Genomic DNA, 21,191 nt, shown 5'->3' with positions numbered 1-21,191 from the left:
TTTTTCCCTGAGGTTGTTAGAAAAAAAGCCGCTTTGCCAGTAATAAGACTTTTTATCGGGGGGGGATCAGGTAACAGGTAAAAGGAAATATGAATTAATGATGGCGTGCGCAGTACGCCCGAAAAGGGCACGTACTGCATAACAACAAATGGAATACAGGCTATGCCTTTTGAAAAGACGCTTACAGCGCGTAGAACCAGGCGATGATTTCCGCACCGTGACTGTCAAACAGCAGCTTAGCGCTCATCACCGCGGAAACAATCACGATCATCGGGCGGATCAGCTTCTGGCCTTTGCTCAGTACCATTCTGGCCCCCAGACGCGCACCGCACACCTGCCCCGCCAGCATCACCACGCCCACGCCCCACACCACCTTGCCACCAAGCATAAACAGCAGCAGGCCGCCGAGATTCGAGGTGAAGTTCAGCACTTTGGCATGTGCAGTCGATTTCGCCAGGTTGTAGCCGCACAGCGTGACGAACGCCAGCGCATAAAACGATCCCGCCCCCGGCCCGAAGAAGCCATCATAGAAACCAACGCAGCCCCCGGCGACCAGCGCAAACGGCAGGCCGTGCAGGCGACGGTGGCGATCCTCTTCGCCGATGCGCGGCATCAGCAGGAAGTACAGGCCAATGGTAATCACCAGCAGCGGCAGCAGCTGGCGCAGAATATCACCCTTAACGTGCTGCACCAGCAGCGCGCCGCAGATCGACCCTAAAAAGGTCAGGGCGATATTCAGCTTCTGCTCGCGCAGATCCACCGCCTTGCGGCGAATAAAATAGAGACTGGCGGAGAACGATCCGCCAACTGACTGTAGCTTGTTGGTAGCCAGCGCCTGCGCCGGGGAAAGCCCGGCGGCCAGCAGCGCCGGAACGGTCAGTAACCCACCGCCTCCCGCGATTGAGTCAATAAAACCGGCAAGTAATGCCACCAGAAACAGTACCCCCAGTAACCACGGGGCAACGGCAAACCACTCCATCTGAGTTCCTTAAATCCTGAATGTAACGGCGATCAGAGCAAATGCCGATCCAGCAGCGCCTGACAGGCCTGCGGCAGTGGAGGCGGCTCGCGTTTGACCGGCGGAGTTGTTCCCGGTTTTGGCGGGGCAAACCAGCTTTGCAGCTCGGCTCCGCAGCCATCGCCAGCAGGCGGCAGCAGCTGATCCTCACACTGCAGGCTGCCCGCCGGGCAGCGGAGGCGTACGTGCATATGCGCCCGGTGCTGGAACCACGGACGCACCTTGCGCAGCCAGTCACGGTCGGCACCGGCATCGGCACACAGCTGCTTTTTGATCGCCGGATTGACGAAGATACGCGTCACGTTATTATCCTTCGCCGCCAGCTTGATCAGGCTGTCGATTTGCGGCTGCCAGTGACGGGCAACGACGTTTTTACCGTCGGCGCTGACCAGATCCAGCGGCTGCGGCTTCAGCAACATTTGCTGAGACCAGCGCTGCTTCGGCAGCTGTAGCCAGATATCCACGTCCAGACCGGACTGGTGACTGGCATGGCCGCTGTTGAAGCGCCCGCCGGCCGCCATGCCCATATCCCCCACCAGCACTTCGCCCAGACCCAACTGGGTGGTGCGGGTGCTGAGGCGCTGAATAAAGGCAATCAGATCGGGATGACCAAAATAACGACGCTGATCGGTGCGCATCACCTGATAGCCAGGTGCTTCCAGCGGCAGCGCCTGAGCGCCGATAATACAGCCGTTAGAGAACGCGCCAATCGACTGCGGTGCTCCGCTTATCGGTTGACGGATGGTCTGCCAGGGCGTTGCGGCCTGAGAGGCCACGGAGATCAGCAGAGCACACAGCAGAAGCAGCGTCTTTTTCATCGTCGTTACCAGCGTGGGATATCGGTGTGAACATCGGCGTTCTGCGCGCGATGGCGCAGCAGGTGGTCCATCAGCACAATCGCCATCATCGCTTCGGCAATCGGCACCGCACGAATGCCCACGCAGGGATCGTGGCGACCCTTGGTGATCATCTCTACTTCTTCACCGCTGCGGGTGATGGTCTGACCCGGTACGGTAATGCTGGAAGTCGGCTTCATCGCCAGGTGCGCAATAATCGTCTGGCCGCTGCTGATGCCGCCGAGAATACCGCCCGCGTGGTTGCTCTGGAAACCGTTAGCACGGATTTCATCACGGTGCTGGCTGCCGCGCTGGTTAACCACCGCGAAACCGTCACCGATTTCAATGCCCTTCACCGCGTTGATGCTCATCAGCGCGTGTGCCAGGTCGGCGTCCAGGCGATCGAAAACCGGCTCGCCGAGGCCCACCGGAACGCGCTCCGCCATGACCGACACTTTTGCGCCTATCGAGTCGCCCTCTTTTTTCAGGCCGCGCATCAGTTCATCCAGCGCTTCGATTTTGTCCGGGTCCGGGCAGAAGAACGGGTTCTGTTCAACCTGATCCCAGTCCTTCAGCTCGCAGGCCACGTCGCCGATCTGCGCCAGGTAACCGCGCACTTTAATACCGTGCTTCATTTCCAGGTATTTTTTAGCAATTGCTCCCGCCGCGACGCGCATGGCGGTTTCACGGGCGGATGAACGGCCCCCGCCGCGATAGTCGCGGAAGCCGTATTTTTGATCGTAGGTGTAATCGGCATGGCCAGGACGGAACAGATCTTTGATCGTGCCGTAATCCTGTGAACGCTGGTCAGTGTTTTCGATCAGCAGGCCGATGCTGGTACCGGTGGTGCGGCCTTCAAACACGCCGGAAAGGATTTTGACCCGATCCGGTTCGCGGCGCTGGGTGGTATAGCGCGAGGTGCCAGGGCGGCGACGGTCGAGGTCGTGCTGCAAATCGGCTTCGGTCAGTGGAATGCCCGGCGGAACGCCGTCAACGATACAGCCGAGGGCGATACCGTGTGATTCGCCAAACGTCGTTACCCGAAATACTTGTCCAATGGTATTACCCGCCATGCTGGCTCCTCGCTCTGTTTTTCTAATTAGTCTTTGTAAATTTTGAAGTGATGCTGAGCATCGATAATCTGTTGTTTAGTCAGCATAAACACGCCGTCACCGCCGTTATCGAACTCCAGCCAGGTGAAGGGAACATCCGGGTACTGTTCAATCATGTGCACCATGCTGTTGCCCACTTCGCAAATCAGCACGCCGTTATCGCTTAGATAGTTTGGCGCACAGGCCAGAATGCGGCGCACCAGCTTCAGGCCGTCGCGCCCTGCGGCCAGGCCCAGCTCCGGTTCATGGCGATATTCATCAGGCAGATCGTCCATATCGTCCGCATCGACGTAAGGCGGATTGGTGACGATCAGATCGTATTGCGTTTCCGGCAGTCCGCGGAACAGATCGGCGCGGATCGGCGTAACGTGCTGGTCAAGACCATGAGCGCTGATATTCTGCTCGGTTACCGCCAGCGCATCGGTTGAGATGTCTACCGCATCCACTTCCGCTTCCGGGAAGGCGTAGGCACAGGCAATGGCGATACAGCCGCTGCCGGTGCACATATCCAGAATGTGGCGCGGCTCATCGTTGATGATGCCGGAGAAACGGTTGTTGATCAGCTCACCCACCGGCGAACGCGGCACCAGCACCCGCTCATCAACGTAAAATTCATGGCCGCAGAACCAGGCTTTATTGGTCAGATAGGCCACCGGAATGCGCTCGTTAACGCGGCGAATCACCCGCTCAACGATGCGGTGACGCTCGCTGGAGGTCAGACGCGCGGTGCGCATATCTTCCGGGATATCCAGCGGCAGGTAGAGCGTTGGCAGCACCAGCTGAACGGCTTCGTCCCAGGGATTGTCGGTGCCGTGGCCGTACCAGATATCAGCAGCAGAAAAGCGGCTGACCGACCAGCGCAACATATCCTGAATGGTGTGCAGTTCATTCACTGCTTCATCGACGAAAATTTTGTCCAAAGTGCCCTCCGCAGGCCGTTCGTTAAACCCGGGCGCTAGTTTGCCACGAAGACGCAGATAATTCAGCGCGAGGGGGTGAAAAAGCTGAGATTTGTTTAGTCCCCGACGGAAGAAAAGGTAGACTAGCGGCTGAAAACCGTATGATGATGCTGAATGCTGGCCTGATGCCCGCGCTATTCTGAGAACAAGCAGTGAGTTGAGATGAGTAAAAAAGAGAAACTGAGCGAGGAGGACAAGGCGCTGTTTCGCGGGCTGATGAGCGGGACGCGTAAGCTGGCGCAGGACACCATTGTGCACAAACCGCCGCGTAAAAAAATCAGCGAAGTGCCGCAAAAACGCCTGCTGTCCGAGCAGATGGATGCAAGCCACTACTTTTCCGATGAATTCCAGCCGTTGCTGGCCAACGAAGGGCCGGTTCGCTATGTGCGATCCGACGTCAGCCACTACGAGTTAAAAAAACTGCGGCGCGGCGACTATACGCCGGAGATTTTTCTCGATCTGCACGGTTTGACCCAGCAGCAGGCCAAGCAGGAGCTCGGTGCGCTGATTGCCGCCTGTCGGCGCGAGCATATTTTTTGCGCCAGCGTGATGCACGGTCACGGCAAACATATTCTGAAGCAGCAGACGCCGCTGTGGCTGGCCCAGCATCCGTGGGTCACGGCGTTTCATCAGGCACCCAAGCTGTTCGGTAGCGATGCGGCCCTGCTGGTGCTGATTGAAGTGGAAGAGTGGGCGCCGCCGGAACTGCCGTAAAGGCCTCAGCTCTTACGCAAGACGTCGGGACTAAAAAGGTGGTCGGTACAAGATGGGCCGACCGCAGAACGAGGCCGACCCCGGAGCCAGAGGTTAGATCGCTTTAGCGAGTTTGGCCGGTGAAACCTGCCACTCAAGTTTGCCCAGGGCGCTTTCCAGATCGAAATCGACGCAGGCAATGGCTGAAGTGGAAAACATCGGCGGCGCTTCCTGTGGGCACAGTTCTGAAACCAGATACCCCACCAGCGGCAGGTGCGAAATCACCAGCACCGATTTTACGCCTTTATCAGCCAGCACCTGCAGGTAGCACGCCACCTGGGCGGGATCGCCACCGGGCGTCAGTTCCGGCAACACCTCCTCACCAGCCGGCAACGCCAGCGCTTCACGCACGGTGTTAAGGGTCTGCTTTGCACGCAGGTAAGGACTCACCAGCACACGTTCGATATCCACAGACTGACCGTTAAGCCAGGCCGCCATTTGACGGGACTCATCACAGCCGCAGTGGGTCAGAGGTCTTACTGAATCACTGGCTGCATCCAGAGCCGCATCACCGTGACGCATTATAAAAACTTGCATATAGCACCGCTGTTGTTAAACAAAAACGCCGGAGGTACAACGCCACCGACTCTTCATTCAGAGAATGAACGGTGTGTTGTACCTAATGCCTTTAGTATAGTCAACCGATTGTTTACTTAGTGAGCGACCGGTATAACACCCCGACAGAGCAACCTACTTACTGGTCAGAATTAACTCGCTGAATCGCCGCCGCTATCCAGCGTAACATCCTGTCCGTAGAAGGTTTTCTGTTCTTCCATCATTTTTTTCAGCCGTTCGCAGGGCGCGAAGCGAGAGCCAAAACGCTGCCCCAGCTGCTCAAGGGTGTTGACCACCTGAGTGATGCCCATTCGGTCCATATAGCGGAACGGCCCACCGAGAAACGGTGGGAAACCAATGCCAAATACCGCACCGATATCGCCATCCCGCGGGCTGCGCACCACCTGCTCATCCAGTGTGCGGGCAGCCTCGTTCAGCATCATCATCACACAACGCGTAGCAATATCTTGTGCGCTAAGACAAGGTTTTGGCGACAGCTTCAGCAGACGATAGATCTCCGCATCGGCCTTTTTCTTCCCGCCCGGGCGTTTGCCGTAAACATAAAAACCCCGGCCATTCTTACGGCCCTTACGGTTGTCACTCAGCACCGCGCCCAGCGCCGAAGGCAGCGCGAAGCGTTCGCCCCAGGCTTTTTCCAGTACCGGCATAATATGCGTGCCGACATCAATGCCGACTTCATCCAGCAGCTGCACGGGGCCAACGGGGAAGCCAAACTGCACCAGCGCATCGTCTATTGCTTCTATCGGTTCCCCGGCCAGAAGGCAGTGCATCGCCTCAATCACGTAGGGAGCAAGGATACGGTTAACGTAAAAACCGGCTTTATCCGCCACCACGATCGCCGTCTTGCCCTGTTTTTTCGCCAGCGCCACCGCCGTTGCTACGGTCACATCGCTACTACCCGCGTGCGGGATGACCTCAACCAGCGGCATTTTTTCCGGCGGGCTGAAATAGTGCAGGCCGATGACGTTTTCCGGCCGTTGCGCCTCGGCGGCGATATCGGCAATCGGTAGCGAAGAGGTATTGGAGGCAAAGATCGTCTGCCGCCCACAGTGGGCTTCGACTTCCGCCACCATTTTTTGCTTGAGCGCCAGATCTTCAAACACCGCTTCAATAATCACATCGCGCTGGCTGAAGCCTTGATAATCCGTGCCGCCGGTAATCAGCGCCATCTGCTGCTGTCGCCCGGCTTCCGTCAGGTGCCGACGTTTCACCGCTTTGCTTAATACCTGCCAGCTGGTTTTCAGCGCGTGGTTGATGCCCTGCGCATTAATATCCTTGATGCGTACCGGCAGCCCGGCGCGCGTGGCGGTCACGCAGGCAATACCGCCGCCCATCAATCCCCCACCCAGTACGCCAATGCTGCGCAGCGTACGCGCTTCAACCTTCGCTCCCGTCTCTTTTTTCAGCGCGGTGGTGGCAAAAAACAGCCCACGTAGTGCCGCCGATTCCGGCGTCATCGCCAGCTCGCCAAAAGCTCTGGCTTCCGCTTCGTAGCCGCTGCTGCTGCCCTGTTCCAGCCCCTGGCGCACTACCGTCAGAATTTTATCCACTGCCGGATAGTTGCCGTGAGTCTTCGCCTGCGCACGGCGTTTCGCCATGTTAAACAGCAGCGCCCTGCCCGCCGGTCCGCTCAGCAGCCGCTCGCGCAGCGGCAGCGGTTTCCTCGCCTCGCGCGCTTTCAGCACGGTCTTTACCGCCGTTTCCAGCAGGATAGCGTGCGGCACGGCCTCATCCACCAGCCCGCATTTCAATGCCTGCCGCGGGCGCAGAGTTTTCCCTGACAGAATCATATCCAGCGCCACCGAAGCACCGATTAACCGCGGCAGGCGCTGTGTGCCGCCGGAACCCGGTAGCAATCCCAGCTGCACCTCCGGTAATCCCAGCCGAGTTTTATCATCCAGCGTGCAGACGCGGTGGTGGCAGGCGAGCGCCAGCTCAAGACCGCCACCGAGGCAGGCCCCGTGGATCGCCGCGACCACCGGTACCGGCAATCCTGCAATTTCGGCCATCACCTTCTGCCCCTGCTGCGCCAGCTTTTCCGCCTGCTGCACACTGTCGCACGCGGCAATCATCGCGATGTCCGCACCGGCAATAAACGAGTCCGCCTTGCCGGAGACGATCACCAATCCGGCCAGCTGCGGATTGGCGCAGGCGCGCTTGAGTACGCTGCGGATTTCTACGGCAAACTCCGCCTTGAGGGTATTCATCTTCTCGCCCGGCACGTCGATGGTAATCACCCCGACGTTATCCAGCCGCATCGTCAGAGTAAATGCTGATGACTGTTCCATTATTCCGCCTCCAGAACCATTGCCGCGCCAAGACCACCCGCCGCGCAGGCGGTCACCAGCCCCAGACCGCCACCACGACGCCGCAGCTCGTTCAACGTCTGGGTGATCATCCTTGCTCCGGTCGCCGCAAACGGATGGCCATAGGCGATGGACCCGCCCAGCACGTTAAAGATCTCTTCATTGACTTCGCCCAGCGCGTGCGGGCGATTCAGCACATCGCGGGCGAAGCGCTCGTCGGCGAACATTTTAAGATTGGCGAGGGTCTGCGCAGCAAACGCCTCGTGCATATCGATCAGCGTCAGATCGCTGAGGGTGATACCCGCTCGCTCCAGCGCCAGCGGCGAGGACCACGCCGGTCCCAGCAGCATATCTTCACGAACGCCAATGGCGGTGAAGGCATAGCTACGCAGATAGCCCAGCGGGGTGATGCCGAGTTCACGCGCGCGGGATTCGGTCATCAGGATCACCGCCGCCGCGCCGTCGGTGAGCGGCGTGCTATTGGCGGCGGTCACTGTGCCGTGGCGGCGATCGAACGCCGGCCGCAGGCGGGCATAGTCTTCCGGCTTTGAGTCAGGGCGAACATTGTTGTCCTGTTCCAGCGCGGCCTGCCACGGGGGTGTAAAGGCGGTCATCACCTCCTGATTCAGCAGCCCCTGCTGCCAGGCGCGCGCCGCGCGCTGGTGCGAACGGTGCGCCAGCGCGTCCTGCTGCCCGCGACTGATACCGTAGCTTTTTGCCATCTGCTCTGCGGTATCACCCATGCGCAGCCCGGTGGAATATTCGGCTACCGCCGGCGGCACCGGCAGTAAATCGCGCGGGCGCAGCTGGCTGAACAGCTTGAGTTTTTGCGACAGGGTACGCGCCTTGTTGAGATCGACCAGCGTTCTTGCCAGTTTGCGGCTGACGCCAATCGGCAATACGGAAGAGGAGTCGGCACCGCCGGCGATCCCCACCTGAATACTGCCCGCCATCAGGCTTTCCGCCACGTTTGCCACCGCCTGAAAGCTGGTGGCGCAGGCGCGGCTGACGCTGTAGGCATCGGTGTGAATGTTCATGCCGCTGGCCAGTACGATTTCACGGGCAATGTTCGGCGCTTCCGGCATCTGCACCACCTGGCCAAAGACCAGCTGATCGATGATGTCGGCGGGAATGTCGCTGCGGGCCAGCAGTTCACTGACCACCATTCTGCCCAGCTCCAGCGCCGGGATGCCGTGGAAGGCCGTCGCCTGCTTAGCAAATGGGGTGCGCAGCCCGTGGGTAATGGCGATGCGGTCGCCCTGGCGCGTCAGCAAAGGTAGCGCTTTGCTCATTATTATCACCTGTTTCGTGTCGATGGACGGCATCACTGCCAAAGAGGTCTGACCTCCTCAGTGTTAACCAGAATAGGATGGGGCGCTACGGTGGGAAGAAAAAAATGCGAGAGCAAACACGGTTTAAGGGGAGCATGGCCGCTCCCCATAGCCTGTCAGCACAGGCAAGAGCGTGGTTTAGCGCAGACCAAGCTGGAATATCAACGTTTCGGCCTGGCAGCTAAAGGTAAAGCTACAGTCGAGCACCACGCCTTCCGGCGTTTCGGTAAACGTACCCTCGATCACGCAGGGATCGGACTCAACCTCACGCGCTTTCGTTGTCAGCGATGTCAGCATCGCTTCGGCTTCACTGCGGTTGGCAAAAGTACGATTGTAAGCCGCGGTGCAGTCGGTGTTATCCATCACGGTGCCCACATCAACGCAGCAACAGGCTGCCGTTTCGCTGGCGCTGCAGCGGTTAATTGCGTCGGTCATTTCATCCTCCGGCATGCCGCAACAGGAACGCGGCAGGTTAATTTAAGACTAAATCCATTTTACGCCTGACGCTTTTCCCGCTCCAGTAGACGCGCGAAATGAGTCCGTGAAGTGATGAAAATCACACTATTAATTGATCCACCGCAATCAGCGGCGTGGTTCGAAATTTCTACCTGTAAGTTTTTGTTAGGCAGATCTCTTTTCTTGCATCATTTTGGAAATAAGTCGAAAACATTATTGCAACACCTGTACAGGTCGGACCTATACTTGGGCCACTGGTCTGATTTGTTGCCCGTCAGTCAGTCCCTACAATCCGCGATCCCTTGTTACCTCAGGTAACAGAGTTTAATAAAATCTAATGAGGTTGTGGTTATGAACCATAAAAACCTGTTTACGAAATCTACCCTTGCCGTGGCAGTGGCCCTTGTTTCTTCAAATGTGTTTGCGGCTGGCTTTCAACTGAATGAATTTTCCTCTATTGGCTTAGGCCGTGCTTACTCCGGTGAAGGTGCGATGGGCGATACCGCCGCGTCCGCCAGCCGTAACCCTGCAACTATGGCGCTGATGGATCGCCCGATGTTCTCCGTCGGCGCGGTGTTTATCGATCCCGGTGTTGATATCGACGGCCAGTCCGCCAGCGGTAACAGCCTGGATGCCAGCAATATCGCCCCTACCGCCTGGGTGCCGAATATTCACTATGTGCAACCGCTGAACGATCAGTGGTGGTTAGGGGCCAGCGCGACCTCTAACTACGGTCTGGCTACCGAGTTCAACGACAGCTATACAGCAGGTCCGTACGCCGGTAAAACCGACCTGACTACCATGAACTTTAACCTCAGCACCGCCTACCGCCTGAATCAGCACTTCAGCTTCGGCGTAGGTTTTGATGCGGTTTATGCACGTGCCAAAATTGAGCGCTACGCCGGTGAATCCCTTGGATCGCTGGGTATTCCGGCAAACACCCAGATTGCCCATCTGAAAGGTGATGAGTGGGGCTACGGCTGGAACGCCGGTATTCTGTACGAAGTGGATGACAACAACCGCTTCGGCCTGACCTATCGTTCAGAAGTGAAGATCGATTTTGAGGGCGACTACCGCAGCAGCCTGCCAAGTTCGATTAACCCGCTGAATCAGGCAATGGGCCTGGGCCTGCCGTTTGGTACCGACGGTAATACTATTCCTGGTGCACTGACGCTGAATCTGCCGGAAATGTGGGAAGTGTCCGGCTTCCATAAAGTGGCGCCACAGTGGGCGGTGCACTACAGCCTGGCCTACACCAGCTGGAGCCAGTTCCAGGAGCTGAAAGCCACCGGCAACAACGGCCAGCAGCTGTTCTACAAAGATGAGAGTTTTAGAGATGCTTACCGCATCGCGCTGGGTACCACCTACTATCATGACGATCACTGGACATTCCGTACCGGTATCGCCTTCGATGACAGCCCGGTTCCGGCACAGACCCGCTCGATTTCTATTCCCGATCAGGACCGTCTGTGGCTGAGCGCCGGTACATCTTATGCCTTCAATGAAGATGCCTCGGTTGACGTCGGCGTTTCCTATATGCACGGCCAGCACGTGACGGTGAAAGAAGGTCCTTATACCTTTAACTCTACCGGTAAAGCGTGGCTGTACGGCGCAAGCTTTAACTACAAGTTCTGATTACCATTCAGCATGAAAAAAGGCCCGCTGGTTTTCCGGCGGGCCTTTTACTATGCAGTGCGAAAACGGTTATGCGGCGCGAGAATTATGGCGCATCAATATCGTTAAGTTCGTCTTTAATCGCCGCTGCATTCGGATTTTCCTGCGGGATCAGCTTGCCGTCGCTGGCAAGGAAATCATGATGCTGGAAGTAAGCCGAACGCATAAAGGCATAAGGATCTTTCGAATTGCTCAGAATGGAGTCGGAATCCAGCAGCTGCGCACGGGTCTCAATGCCTTCCAGAGCCCATTTACCGGCGGACATCCACCATGTCAGCCATGACAGCGGTGGATAGAGATCGTCAACAATGCCACCGACATCCTCACGAGGCGTAAAGCCGCCGTAGCCCGGTACAACCACATATGTGCCGTAACCCACGCCGTAATGGCCCAACGTGCTACCGAAGGCCCGCGGCTCTTCTTTCGCCAGTTTCGGGTTAGCCATGCTGGCCACATCAATCAGACCGCCCATCCCCAACAGGGTGTTCAGGAAGAAACGGTTAAAGTGGATCATCGCCTTATACGGGTTGCCCTCAACGAAGTAGTTGATCATCGAGGCCGGTTCATCAAGGTTACTGAAGAAGTTACCCAGGCCGTTTCGCGCCGGCACCGGCACGTAGTCGCGCCATGCTACCGCAACGGGCCGCAGGACGTACGGGTCCAGCACGTTGTAGTTAAAGTTGAACATTGACCGGTTGAAGCCTTCCAGCGGATCGGAACGTCCCTGAGGATCATCGGCGTTCTTAGAGCTGGCACAGCCCACCATCATTACGCTTGCCAGCACTAAGCCCGTCAGGCGATAGTTCATTTTTTTCTCCCTGTACTGGTTTATGGATTATCGCCTGCCACCTGCTGATCGATTGTGACCGCAAGCTGCTGTTGACCGTTGAATGGCGTAACCTCACTCAGCCCGAACCAGTCACCGGGTTGAGGATTGGCGCTGCCGTCGCGCGAAATACGTACGCGAACCCGCACCTGATGCAGCGCTGATAGCAAGCGCTCCGGCATCATTGCGTTACTGTCATCCAGCGTGAGCGATAGAGGAAAATGGCTCAGCGGCAACTGTTTCACCGCAACGGGAACTGGAGTGGTTCCGTCAGAAACAGAAATATACAACACTCCACCTTCCGGTAACATTTTTTCTGCCTCCGACGACAAATTTACCTGAATCGCCAGATGGCTGCTTTGCTGACCCGATGCGCTTCTGGCCTGCTCAATACTGCGGCGAATGACCTCAACACGCGCATCTTTAGCCGGTAAAAGCGCCAACATCTTATCCCAGGCTTCGATGGCTGCGGTGTAATCCTGCTGGCCAAAGGCATTAAATGCCAATAACCCCAGCAGGCGCAGATTGTTACCGTCGTGTTTCAGCATATCACGCAGCATCGTCTCTGCCTGGCGGTTGTCCTGCGGATCGTCGGAACGCGTCAGAACCTCGGCGTAGCTCAGCCTGACTTCGGGATTATCCGGTGCCAGCTGCAGGGCACGGGCGAAAGACTGCGTGGCGATGGCGGCATTGTTAAGCACCATACCCAGCCGCCCGAGCATCATCCAGTCGTGCAGATTATGCGGTTCCTGCTGCAGCTCGCTGCGAATCCCCAGAGCAAGTTGCGCCAGCTGTTCCCTGTTCAGCGGCGCGGCCTGCGGGTCCATCACCTGCCTGCGCAGCACGGGCAGATCGCTTTTTACCTGCAGCCAGGCCAGCACCTGCGACAGACCGCCGGTTTTCAGATAAAACCCCACGCTGATCACCGCCAGCAGCACGCCACCGGGAAGCAGAGCCCAGAGGCTAAGTGAACGGGCGGGCGGCGGCTTTGTCAGGACACGGTTCCGGCTGGCAGGATCTAATTGAGTGGGCGACATAAGCCCGTCATCCGCCAGGCCTGACGCGCCCGGCAGGGACAACGTTAGCGCGAACCCCGGCGCCTGGCTTTCGGCATTCGGCTCCAGCTGACCAACGTCGTAACAGTGTCTGTCTCCCACGCGTTGACTCGCGGTTCCGGTTCCTGCTTCGGCTTCATCTGCACTTAAACGCTGCCTGCCGCGCAGCACAATAATCAGCGCCCCCATGGCAACAAAGAGCGCCGGCCCCGCCCACAGAATGAGCGTGGAGAGCTGTACCGGCGGCTGATACGAAACAAAGTTACCGTAGCGGTCGATCATCCACACCTTAATCTGCTCCGGGGTATGCCCCTGCCGCAGCAGTTCGTAGACTTTAAGGCGCATATCCGCCGCGATGATCGAGTTAGAGTCGGCGATGCTGTTATTCTGGCATTTGGGACAACGCAGTGATTCAGTCAGGTGGCGGTACTGCTGCTCCTGGTTGACTGAATCAAACTGATAAGTATCGATGCTGTCCGCCAGCGCACTGGCACTCAACAGCATCAGTGCCAGCGCAATCAGAAATGGCTTCACTGACCGCCCTCCCGGCTGTACTGCTGCCAGAGCGGCTTCAGTTCATCCCGCCAGACCTGTTCGTTCATATCCCCGGCGTGGCGATAGCGGATAATCCCCCTGCCATCGATCAGAAACGTTTCCGGTGCGCCATACACGCCCAGATCCAGCCCCAGCATACCGTCACCGTCATACAGACTCAGGGTGTAGGGATTTCCAAGGGTATTCAGCCAGTTCATCGCCTTCAGGCGATCGTCCTTATAGTTCAGCCCCACCACACGCACTCCCTGCGCTGCCAGCGTATTTAAATATTGATGTTCCGCCCTGCAGGTCGGGCACCAGGTCGCCCAGACGTTTAGCAGAAGCGGCTGACCGGTCAACAGCACCGATCTGTCGTACACTTTCCCCGGCAGTTCCAGAGACTCCAGCCGGAATTCCGGCACCGGTTTACCCACCAGCGCGGATTCAAGACGGGTGGGATCGTCGCCGCTGGCGTTGCGGCTTAACTGCCACAGCAGCGCGCCCGCCAGCAGCAGAAACAGGAACAGTGGGATAAACAGTATTTTCCTGCTCATACCGCCTCCGGCGCTTTTTTGCGCGAACGGTAGCGGGGGTCCAGCAGGCACAGCACGCCACCTGCGGCCATCAGCAGGCCACCAAACCAGATCCAGCGCACAAAAGGTTTGTAATAAATACGTACCGCCCAGGTATTTCCCTCCAGCTCTTCCCCCAGCGCGGCATAAAGATCGCGGGTGAAACCGCCATCAATCGCGGCTTCAGTCATCATCATGCGGGCCACGCTGTAATAGCGTTTTTCCGCATACAGCGTCGCTTCCCGCTCGCCGTTGCGGGTAACATCGATAATGCCAACGCCGCCAGAATAGTTCGGGCCCTGCAGGCTGTGTAGCGCGCGAAATGTGAAATGATAATTATGGATATCCACCGACTCTCCCGCCTTCATCCTGACGTCACGCTCCACGCTGTAGTTCTGGCTGAAGGCGATGCCTATCACCGTGATCGCCACACCGAGATGTCCAAACACCATGCCCCAGTGACTGCGCGACAGATGCAGCAGTCCCCTGAAGAAACCATGGCGATGGGCTGCGCGCTCGTGCAGCTCCATCAGCGTCAGAACAATCACCCAGATCGCCATCAGCAGGCCAACGACGGTCATCGCCTCAATCCGGTCCTGCATCAGCCACGGCAGCAGAATCGACAGCACGCAGGTCGTCAACGCGGCAACAAGCAGCCTTTTCCACAGCGTTTTCGGATTGTCACGCCGCCAGCGCACCAGCGGCCCAATACCCAGCATCAGCGCCAGTGGCGCCATCAGCCAGGTAAACAGCGTATTAAAGAAAGGCTCGCCGATGGAGATACTGCCCAGCCCCAACTGCTTATGCACCAGCGGCAGCATGGTACCCAGTAGCACCACCAGCATGGCGGCGATCAGCAGCACGTTATTACCCAGCAGAAACGATTCGCGCGACCAGAGTTCGTTTTGCACTCTGCCTCGCATCCGCCCACCCTTGATGGCATACAGCAGCAGCGAACCGCCGATGGCAATCACCAGGAAGGCGAGGATAAACATACCGCGTGCCGGATCGGAAGCGAAGGAGTGCACCGAAACCAACACGCCGGAGCGCACAAGGAACGTCCCCAGCAGGCTGAGCGAAAAGGCAGCAATCGCCAACAGTATCGTCCACGCCTTAAATGCGCCGCGCTTTTCGGTTACCGCCAGCGAATGCAGCAGCGCCGTTCCGGCCAGCCACGGCATCAGCGAGGCGTTTTCTACCGGGTCCCAGAACCACCAGCCTCCCCAGCCCAGCTCGTAATAGGCCCAGGCCGATCCCAGCACGATGCCGATGGTCAGAAATACCCAGGCGGCGAGGGTCCACGTTCGCGACCAGCGGGCCCACGCTGTATCCAGCCGACCGGCCAGCAGCGACGCGATGGCAAACGCGAAGGCCACCGAGAAGCCCACGTAGCCCATATACAGCAGCGGCGGATGGAAGATCAGCCCGATATCCTGCAGCATCGGGTTCAGATCGTTACCGTCAATCGGCAGGTCCGGCAGCGTGCGGATAAACGGGTTAGAGGTCAGGATAATAAACGTCAGAAACGCCAGATTGATCATCCCCATCACTGCCAGTACTCGGGCGATAGCCTCCTGCGGCATGCTGCGGCTAAACAGAGCGACCGCCAGCGTCCAGCCGCTAAGCAGCAGCACCCACAGCAGCAGCGATCCCTCATGCGCTCCCCAGGTCGCCGCTACGCGATACCAGACCGGCAGCAGGCTGTTGGAGTTAGCCGCCACGTATGCCACGCTGAAATCGTTGACCACAAAGGCATGTACCAGAATCAGAAAAGCACCGGCAACGCAGGCAAACAGCGCACCGGCCAAAGGCCGCGCCAGCGACATCAGGCGCGCCTCCCGGCGGGCAACGCCCCATAGCGGATAGATAATCAGCAACAGGGAGACGCCCAGCGCCAGGCACAGCAGGAAACTGCCGATTTCCGGGATCATGGCTGGCCTCCCTGGCGCGTAGCAGAAACAGAGGGCAGGTGATTTTTCTTCATCGCTTCGGTAATCTCCGGCGGCGTATATTTCTCATCGTGCTTCGCCAGCACCTCTTTCGCCAGCACGTGGCGGCTGTTCTCCAGCACGCCCTGTGCCACCACGCCCTGCCCCTCACGGAACAGATCCGGCAAAATGCCCTCATAGCTGACGTTAATCACTCCGCTGTTGTCATACAGCTGGAACGATACTTTTAGCGTATGGGGATCGCGCTTCACGCTACCCGGCATCACCATGCCGCCAACCCGCAGCCGCTGGCCCGGTTCAGGTTTCAGCTGCGCTTCCCCTTTGCCGTAGATAATTTCACTGGGGGTATAGAACAGGTCGATATTGGCGCGCAGCGCGTACATCACCAGCGCCGTGGCAATGCCAAGACCGGCGAGCACCACCAGCGTCAGGATCAGGCGGCTTTTACGACGTTGATTCATGATGGTTCCCCTGTCGATGCGGGGCGGTTTTTATTGCTTTTTGCCGCACGAATACGTTCTTCACGTGCTTCACGCTGGCGGATCGCCGTCAGCAGGCGATGATGCTGAATCGCGGTATTGAGGATCAGGGCACCGAGGCTCAGCAGCGCGCAGGCCACCGCCAGCCAGACATAGCTGGCATAGCCGCCCATGGCGAAGAAGTCCTGCCAGTTGGAGAATGCCGGGATCATACTCTGCGTCCTCCTTTCATCGCGATCGCTACGGCCCACGGCCGGTGGCTTTCACTCAACAGCAGAAGGTTGCGCAGACGCATCAGCGTGAGAGTGACAAAGACCAGCAGCATACCGAGAATTGACCAGCGCAGCGGCGTGCGCATACTCGGATCGATGGCCTGCTGCATCACGCCGGAAGAGCCCTGATGCAGGGTGTTCCACCAATCGACCGAGTAGTGAATAATCGGCAAATTCACCACACCAACGAGGATCAGCAGCCCGGCGGCTCGCCCACCGGCGCGGCTGCCGTCAAATGCATGCCGCAGAGCGATAGCCCCCATATACAGGAACAGCAGCACCAGCTCTGAAGTCAGTCGCGCATCCCAGATCCACCAGGTGCCCCACATCGGTTTTCCCCACGCCGCGCCGGTAACCAGAGCGATAAAAGTAAATACGGCACCGGTCGGAGCCATAGCAGCGGCAGCGAGATCGGCCGTTTTCCACTGCCACACCAGACCAACAAACGCGGCGACGGCCATAGCGGCGTAGACGCCCATCGACCACATCGCGGCGGGCACATGGATATAAATGATGCGATAACTGTCGCCCTGTTGATAGTCCGCCGGGGCAAAACCGAACCCCCACGCCCACCCCAGCAGCAACGTTATCGCACCGGCGACCGCAAACCAGGGAATAAAACGGCCGCAGATTTGATACAGCCGCTCCGGCTTGCTAAGTTGATGAATCCATTTCAACATAATTAACCTGCTAATAATAAAAGAAAATTCCCCCACCCTTCATCCCGGACACGCCGCGCCATCGTTTAACTTATCCCCCTGTTACTGCACGCTGATCCGCAGCGCGGCGGCGGTGGCAAACGGTGCAAGAGCAGAGCTGACGGCCAGCAGCGCGCCCAGGATCGCCAGATAGCCGCTAATCGGCAGCCCCTGCCCTGCGGCATCCATCGCACTGCTGGCAAAAATCAGTACCGGGATGGCCAGCGGCAGAACCAGCAGGCTTAACAACACGCCGCCGCGCCGCAGTCCGACGGTCAACCCAACGCCGATAGCCCCGAGAAAACTCAGCGTTGGCGTGCCCAACAGCAGGGTTAATGCCATTGCCCGCCAGCTGGCATAATCCAGTGACAACAACAGCGCCGCCAGCGGTGAGAGCAGCAACAGCGGCAGGCCGGTGATCATCCAGTGCGCAGCCACCTTGCCCAGCACGGTCAGCGGCAGCGGCGCGGGCATCAGCAGCAGCTGCTCCAGTGAACCATCAATGAAATCATCGCGAAACAGCCTCTCCAGCGCCAGCAGTGACGATAACAGCGCGGCCACCCACACTATGCCCGGCGCAATTCGCGCCAGCAGCTGAGGTTCCGGCCCGATCCCCAGCGGAAACAGGGTGATGACAATCAAAAAGAACCACAGCGGATTCATCACTTCCGATCCGCTACGGAACGCAATCTGCAGCTCCCGTTTCAGCACGCGCCAGAACATCAGATCACCTCCGGTGGAGTCAGCCGTACGGTGCCGATCCGTTGCATGCCGGTTGGCAGCGGCTGGTGAGTGGTCAGAATTACCGCACCGCCTTCTGCCGTGTGGCGGGTAAACCGTGTCATCAGCGTCTCGACCCCGGATCGATCGATTGCGGTCAGCGGCTCATCGAGTATCCACAACGGGGCCCGGGTCAGCCACAGCCGCGCCAGCGCCACGCGCCGCTGCTGGCCTGCCGACAGCTGTGACGCCGGAACGTCTTCATAACCGGTGAGTTCCACCTGCTCCAGCGCCTGCCACAGCAGCGCCTGCGGGCAATCCGCATGGTAGAAGCGGAGGTTTTCCAGCGGGGTTAAGATCGCCTTCACCCCCGGCTGATGCCCGAGGTACAGCAGGCCGGCATGGTAAGCCTCACGCTGCCGGCAAATACTCTGCTGCTGCCAGAGCACTTCTCCCTCATCTGCCCGACTCAGCCCGGCAAGAATACGCAGCAGAGAGGTTTTCCCCGCACCGTTGTCCCCTTCAATCTGCACAATTTCCCCCGCAGAAACGGTAAAGTTCAGCCCGCTAAACAGCGTTCGATTGTCGCGCATACAGGTCAGATTTCTGGCAGACAGCATGGGAAATTCACACATCAAATACAGGGCGATGGATCATATCACAGGCCTGATGGCTGCCGGGAAGCACACAGGGAAAATATCCATACTAACTCCAGGTTAATTCACTATTACTGCCTCGGTTTACATCTGAAAACGTCGCAGTTAAAGCTTTGTTACTCTTCTGATTAGATGACATCGTACTGTTCCCTGCTTTCTCTTCATCTCCTGCGCCTCTGCCAGATAAAAAACGCCACTACGCTTAACAGAATGTAACCTTACCTCCGGGGGAAATATGACCAATAAGCAAAATGATGGAACCGCTGAAAATGAAGTTGAAAGCGAAGAGAGCGAACAGGGAAAGGAAATTGAAGTCGATGATGAGGTGCTGCCTTCCCGCGCCGCCGCGGTTCACGAGCAGATGCCAGGAGGGGGAAAAGAGCTGGAGCGCGACGGCCTGGCGCTGCTGTTTTCAGCCATCGCCGCCGGGATTTCGATGGGGACTTCACTGATGGCGAAGGGCATTTTCCAGGTTAATCTGCACGACGTGCCGGGCGGTTTTCTGCTGGAGAACCTCGGCTACACCTTCGGCTTTATTATCGTGATTATGGCACGCCAGCAGCTGTTTACCGGGAATACCGTGACGGCGGTGCTGCCGGTAATACATAAGCCGACGCTGGCCGGCAATATCATCGGTGGCACCTTTATTTTTGCCCTGCTCAGCCACGCGCAAATCCGCAACGATATGCGTAACAAAGCCAAAGCCGAGGCGGAAGCAAAGGCGAAGCGCGAGAGGGAAAGGCAGCGCGGCGACACGGCAAATTGATGGTAAAATGCGCAGTCAGTTCGGTAAGTAGTTAATCTGCGGCAGGAATTGCGCTATACTCCCGCCGCTGTCTCCTTAGTTAAATGGATATAACGAGCCCCTCCTAAGGGCTAGTTGCAGGTTCGATTCCTGCAGGGGACACCATTGAGATATTTCACACCACTTCAGTTCATTTCACAACGCCAGCAATACCAAGGCTTTCATCACCCATTACCATTGCACAGCTTTCAATTACCTTCATGACATTACAGCACTCTGATGGTATAAGTGATGGTATCTGCCAGTTCGATATCCAGATACCATCAATTACCTCTTGAGGGATGCCACTTATGGCTATAAATGAGCTTTCACCCAAACAGATTGAGAATGCCAAGCCACAAGATGCCGATTACAAATTAACCGATGGCGGCAGTCTGTACCTGTTGGTCAAAAAGACCGGTGGCAAATACTGGCGCATGAATTATCGCTTTGCTGGTAAGCAGGCGACATTAGCACTGGGCGTGTATCCGGATGTTCCACTGACAACAGCACGTAAACGCAGAGATGAAGCCAGACAGCTTCTTGCCGACGGCAAAGATCCACGTGAAGTAAAAAAAGCTGAAAGCACTGAACCAACGTCGCCGAATTTCGAAGCTATAGCCCGTGAGTGGCACGGTGGAACTATGGGGCATCCTGAGTGGAAAGAGATCACCCGTAATAAGATATTGAGGGAGATGGAAAACCACATCTTTCCTCTCATAGGTAAAAAACCCATCGACAGCTTAAAAACAAGGGATCTGTTACCTTTGCTTATCAGCATGAACGAACAAGGCATCGGTGCTACAACGGGCAGAGTTAAGACAACGATGAGCAGCGTTTTCCGCTATGCAGTGCAACGTGGCATTGTCGAATATAATCCAGCCCATGACCTGAAAGGTGCTTTAACGAGCCCCAAAACTAAGCATCGCCCTGCCCTTGCGTTAGATCGCCTACCAGAGCTGATGGATAAAACTGTAACGTATACGGGCAGACCACTTACCAAGCTCGCTGTGTTACTCTCGCTTCATACGTTTGTCCGTTCGAGTGAACTTCGCCATGCTCGCTGGGATGAGGTAAATTTTGAAACTGCAACATGGACCATCCCTGGGCAGCGAGAGGCCATTGAGGGTGTGAAATTCTCTGAACGCGGCGCAAAAATGGGCGGCGGACACTCTGTTCCGCTGTCCTCTCAAGCAATTGAAGTATTGGAATCGATCAAGAGCATCAGTGGGGAATACACGTTAATTTTTCCCGGTGATAGCAACCCTTATAAACCAATGAGTGAAAATACAGTTAACAAAGCACTTCGTACTATGGGCTATGATACCCAAACTGACGTTTGCCTACATGGCTTCCGGGCAATGGCTTGTTCTGCACTGACTGAATCAGGGTTATGGTCACGGGATGCTGTTGAGCGGCAAATGAGCCACCAGGAACGTAACGAAGTACGGGCGGCGTATGTTCATTTGGCGCAGCACATGCAGGAACGTCGTCGAATGATGCAATGGTGGTCAGACTATCTGGAAGCAAACGCTGATAAACATGTTGCGCCATACGACATGAAGAAATTACGTGTTGTTGGTAGTTAACCAGAAAAACTGAAGCTAGCCCAAACAGGCGAAAAA

The 21,191-nt window shown here is 57.4% G+C and carries 20 protein-coding genes, 1 tRNA gene and 2 pseudogenes; 5 read left to right on the top strand and 18 right to left on the bottom strand.

From position 1 onward, the window contains the following. Positions 1-181 precede the first annotated feature (181 nt). The 4 genes from AC07U6_RS03415 to prmB are packed head-to-tail and all read right to left on the bottom strand — an operon-like array spanning position 182 to position 3,886. Positions 182-979: a sulfite exporter TauE/SafE family protein gene (locus tag AC07U6_RS03415; RefSeq protein WP_494763270.1), complete on the bottom strand. Its 798-nt coding sequence runs from the start codon at positions 977-979 to the stop codon at positions 182-184. Between the two features lie 32 nt (positions 980-1,011). Beyond that, positions 1,012-1,836 carry a penicillin-insensitive murein endopeptidase gene (gene mepA, locus AC07U6_RS03410; RefSeq protein WP_494763271.1) on the bottom strand — a complete coding sequence of 275 codons (825 nt, stop codon included), beginning with the start codon at positions 1,834-1,836 and terminating at the stop codon, positions 1,012-1,014. Between the two features lie 5 nt (positions 1,837-1,841). Beyond that, entirely contained in the window at positions 1,842-2,927 is a 1,086-nt protein-coding gene (aroC, locus tag AC07U6_RS03405) for a chorismate synthase (RefSeq protein ID WP_494763272.1), read from the bottom strand. A gap of 26 nt (positions 2,928-2,953) precedes the next feature. Then, entirely contained in the window at positions 2,954-3,886 is a 933-nt protein-coding gene (gene prmB / locus AC07U6_RS03400; RefSeq protein WP_494763273.1) for a 50S ribosomal protein L3 N(5)-glutamine methyltransferase, read from the bottom strand. A 201-nt stretch (positions 3,887-4,087) separates the two neighbouring features. Here prmB and smrB point away from each other — a divergent pair, with 201 nt between their 5' ends. Next, positions 4,088-4,639, top strand: coding sequence for an endonuclease SmrB (smrB, locus tag AC07U6_RS03395; RefSeq protein ID WP_494763274.1), 552 nt, complete (start codon positions 4,088-4,090; stop codon positions 4,637-4,639). Positions 4,640-4,732: 93 nt separating this feature from the next. Here smrB and sixA read toward each other — a convergent pair whose 3' ends face one another. The 4 genes from sixA to AC07U6_RS03375 form a co-directional block, all read right to left on the bottom strand. Then, positions 4,733-5,215: a phosphohistidine phosphatase SixA gene (sixA, locus tag AC07U6_RS03390; protein WP_494763275.1), complete on the bottom strand. Its 483-nt coding sequence runs from the start codon at positions 5,213-5,215 to the stop codon at positions 4,733-4,735. A gap of 170 nt (positions 5,216-5,385) precedes the next feature. Further along, positions 5,386-7,542: a fatty acid oxidation complex subunit alpha FadJ gene (gene fadJ / locus AC07U6_RS03385; RefSeq protein WP_494763276.1), complete on the bottom strand. Its 2,157-nt coding sequence runs from the start codon at positions 7,540-7,542 to the stop codon at positions 5,386-5,388. Beyond that, on the bottom strand, positions 7,542-8,852 hold the full coding sequence (gene fadI / locus AC07U6_RS03380; protein ID WP_494763277.1) for an acetyl-CoA C-acyltransferase FadI: 1,311 nt from the start codon (positions 8,850-8,852) through the stop codon (positions 7,542-7,544). The genes fadJ and fadI overlap by 1 nt, the downstream gene beginning before the upstream one ends. A 177-nt stretch (positions 8,853-9,029) precedes the next feature. After that, positions 9,030-9,326, bottom strand: a complete 297-nt coding sequence (locus tag AC07U6_RS03375) for a YfcZ/YiiS family protein (RefSeq protein WP_494763278.1) — start codon at positions 9,324-9,326, stop codon at positions 9,030-9,032. A 372-nt stretch (positions 9,327-9,698) separates the two neighbouring features. On the opposite strand from AC07U6_RS03375, the gene fadL reads away from it, so the two are divergent. Then, positions 9,699-10,982, top strand: a complete 1,284-nt coding sequence (gene fadL / locus AC07U6_RS03370; RefSeq protein ID WP_494763279.1) for a long-chain fatty acid transporter FadL — start codon at positions 9,699-9,701, stop codon at positions 10,980-10,982. A gap of 85 nt (positions 10,983-11,067) precedes the next feature. On the opposite strand, the gene mlaA is transcribed toward fadL, so the two are convergent. From mlaA to ccmA, 10 genes and pseudogenes are all read right to left on the bottom strand, one after another. Continuing rightward, positions 11,068-11,829 (bottom strand): phospholipid-binding lipoprotein MlaA, encoded by a 762-nt coding sequence (mlaA, locus tag AC07U6_RS03365; RefSeq protein WP_494763280.1) that lies wholly within the window; start codon positions 11,827-11,829, stop codon positions 11,068-11,070. A 20-nt stretch (positions 11,830-11,849) separates the two neighbouring features. Next, positions 11,850-12,821 (bottom strand): annotated as a pseudogene (locus AC07U6_RS03360) (tetratricopeptide repeat protein); the annotation flags it as partial. Positions 12,822-13,040: 219 nt separating this feature from the next. Then, positions 13,041-13,406 (bottom strand): annotated as a pseudogene (locus tag AC07U6_RS03355) (cytochrome c-type biogenesis protein); the annotation flags it as partial. A 26-nt stretch (positions 13,407-13,432) separates the two neighbouring features. Continuing rightward, on the bottom strand, positions 13,433-13,990 hold the full coding sequence (locus AC07U6_RS03350) for a DsbE family thiol:disulfide interchange protein (protein ID WP_494763281.1): 558 nt from the start codon (positions 13,988-13,990) through the stop codon (positions 13,433-13,435). Next, positions 13,987-15,939, bottom strand: coding sequence for a heme lyase CcmF/NrfE family subunit (locus AC07U6_RS03345; protein WP_494763282.1), 1,953 nt, complete (start codon positions 15,937-15,939; stop codon positions 13,987-13,989). The genes AC07U6_RS03350 and AC07U6_RS03345 overlap by 4 nt, the downstream gene beginning before the upstream one ends. Continuing rightward, the gene (ccmE, locus tag AC07U6_RS03340; protein ID WP_494763283.1) at positions 15,936-16,418 is read right to left on the bottom strand and encodes a cytochrome c maturation protein CcmE; all 483 of its coding nucleotides are present in this window, start codon (positions 16,416-16,418) and stop codon (positions 15,936-15,938) included. The genes AC07U6_RS03345 and ccmE overlap by 4 nt, the downstream gene beginning before the upstream one ends. Next, positions 16,415-16,648 carry a heme exporter protein CcmD gene (ccmD, locus tag AC07U6_RS03335; RefSeq protein WP_494763284.1) on the bottom strand — a complete coding sequence of 78 codons (234 nt, stop codon included), beginning with the start codon at positions 16,646-16,648 and terminating at the stop codon, positions 16,415-16,417. The genes ccmE and ccmD overlap by 4 nt, the downstream gene beginning before the upstream one ends. After that, entirely contained in the window at positions 16,645-17,388 is a 744-nt protein-coding gene (locus tag AC07U6_RS03330; RefSeq protein ID WP_494763285.1) for a heme ABC transporter permease, read from the bottom strand. The genes ccmD and AC07U6_RS03330 overlap by 4 nt, the downstream gene beginning before the upstream one ends. An 81-nt stretch (positions 17,389-17,469) precedes the next feature. Continuing rightward, positions 17,470-18,129, bottom strand: a complete 660-nt coding sequence (gene ccmB, locus AC07U6_RS03325) for a heme exporter protein CcmB (RefSeq protein WP_494763286.1) — start codon at positions 18,127-18,129, stop codon at positions 17,470-17,472. After that, positions 18,129-18,746: a cytochrome c biogenesis heme-transporting ATPase CcmA gene (gene ccmA / locus AC07U6_RS03320; protein WP_494763287.1), complete on the bottom strand. Its 618-nt coding sequence runs from the start codon at positions 18,744-18,746 to the stop codon at positions 18,129-18,131. The genes ccmB and ccmA overlap by 1 nt, the downstream gene beginning before the upstream one ends. Before the next feature lie 271 nt (positions 18,747-19,017). Between ccmA and AC07U6_RS03315 the strand changes: the two genes are divergently transcribed. The 3 genes from AC07U6_RS03315 to AC07U6_RS03305 all read left to right on the top strand — a co-directional run bounded on the left by AC07U6_RS03315 (position 19,018) and on the right by AC07U6_RS03305 (position 21,155). Continuing rightward, the gene (locus tag AC07U6_RS03315) at positions 19,018-19,548 is read left to right on the top strand and encodes a formate/nitrite transporter family protein (RefSeq protein WP_494763288.1); all 531 of its coding nucleotides are present in this window, start codon (positions 19,018-19,020) and stop codon (positions 19,546-19,548) included. A gap of 69 nt (positions 19,549-19,617) precedes the next feature. Continuing rightward, positions 19,618-19,692, top strand: a tRNA-Arg gene (locus AC07U6_RS03310). Between the two features lie 185 nt (positions 19,693-19,877). Then, positions 19,878-21,155 carry a tyrosine-type recombinase/integrase gene (locus tag AC07U6_RS03305; RefSeq protein ID WP_494763289.1) on the top strand — a complete coding sequence of 426 codons (1,278 nt, stop codon included), beginning with the start codon at positions 19,878-19,880 and terminating at the stop codon, positions 21,153-21,155. Positions 21,156-21,191: the final 36 nt, after the last annotated feature.

Source organism: Erwinia sp. GW821-FHT03D09 (assembly GCF_059420805.1).
This window is presented reverse-complemented; position numbering and strand designations above follow the sequence as displayed.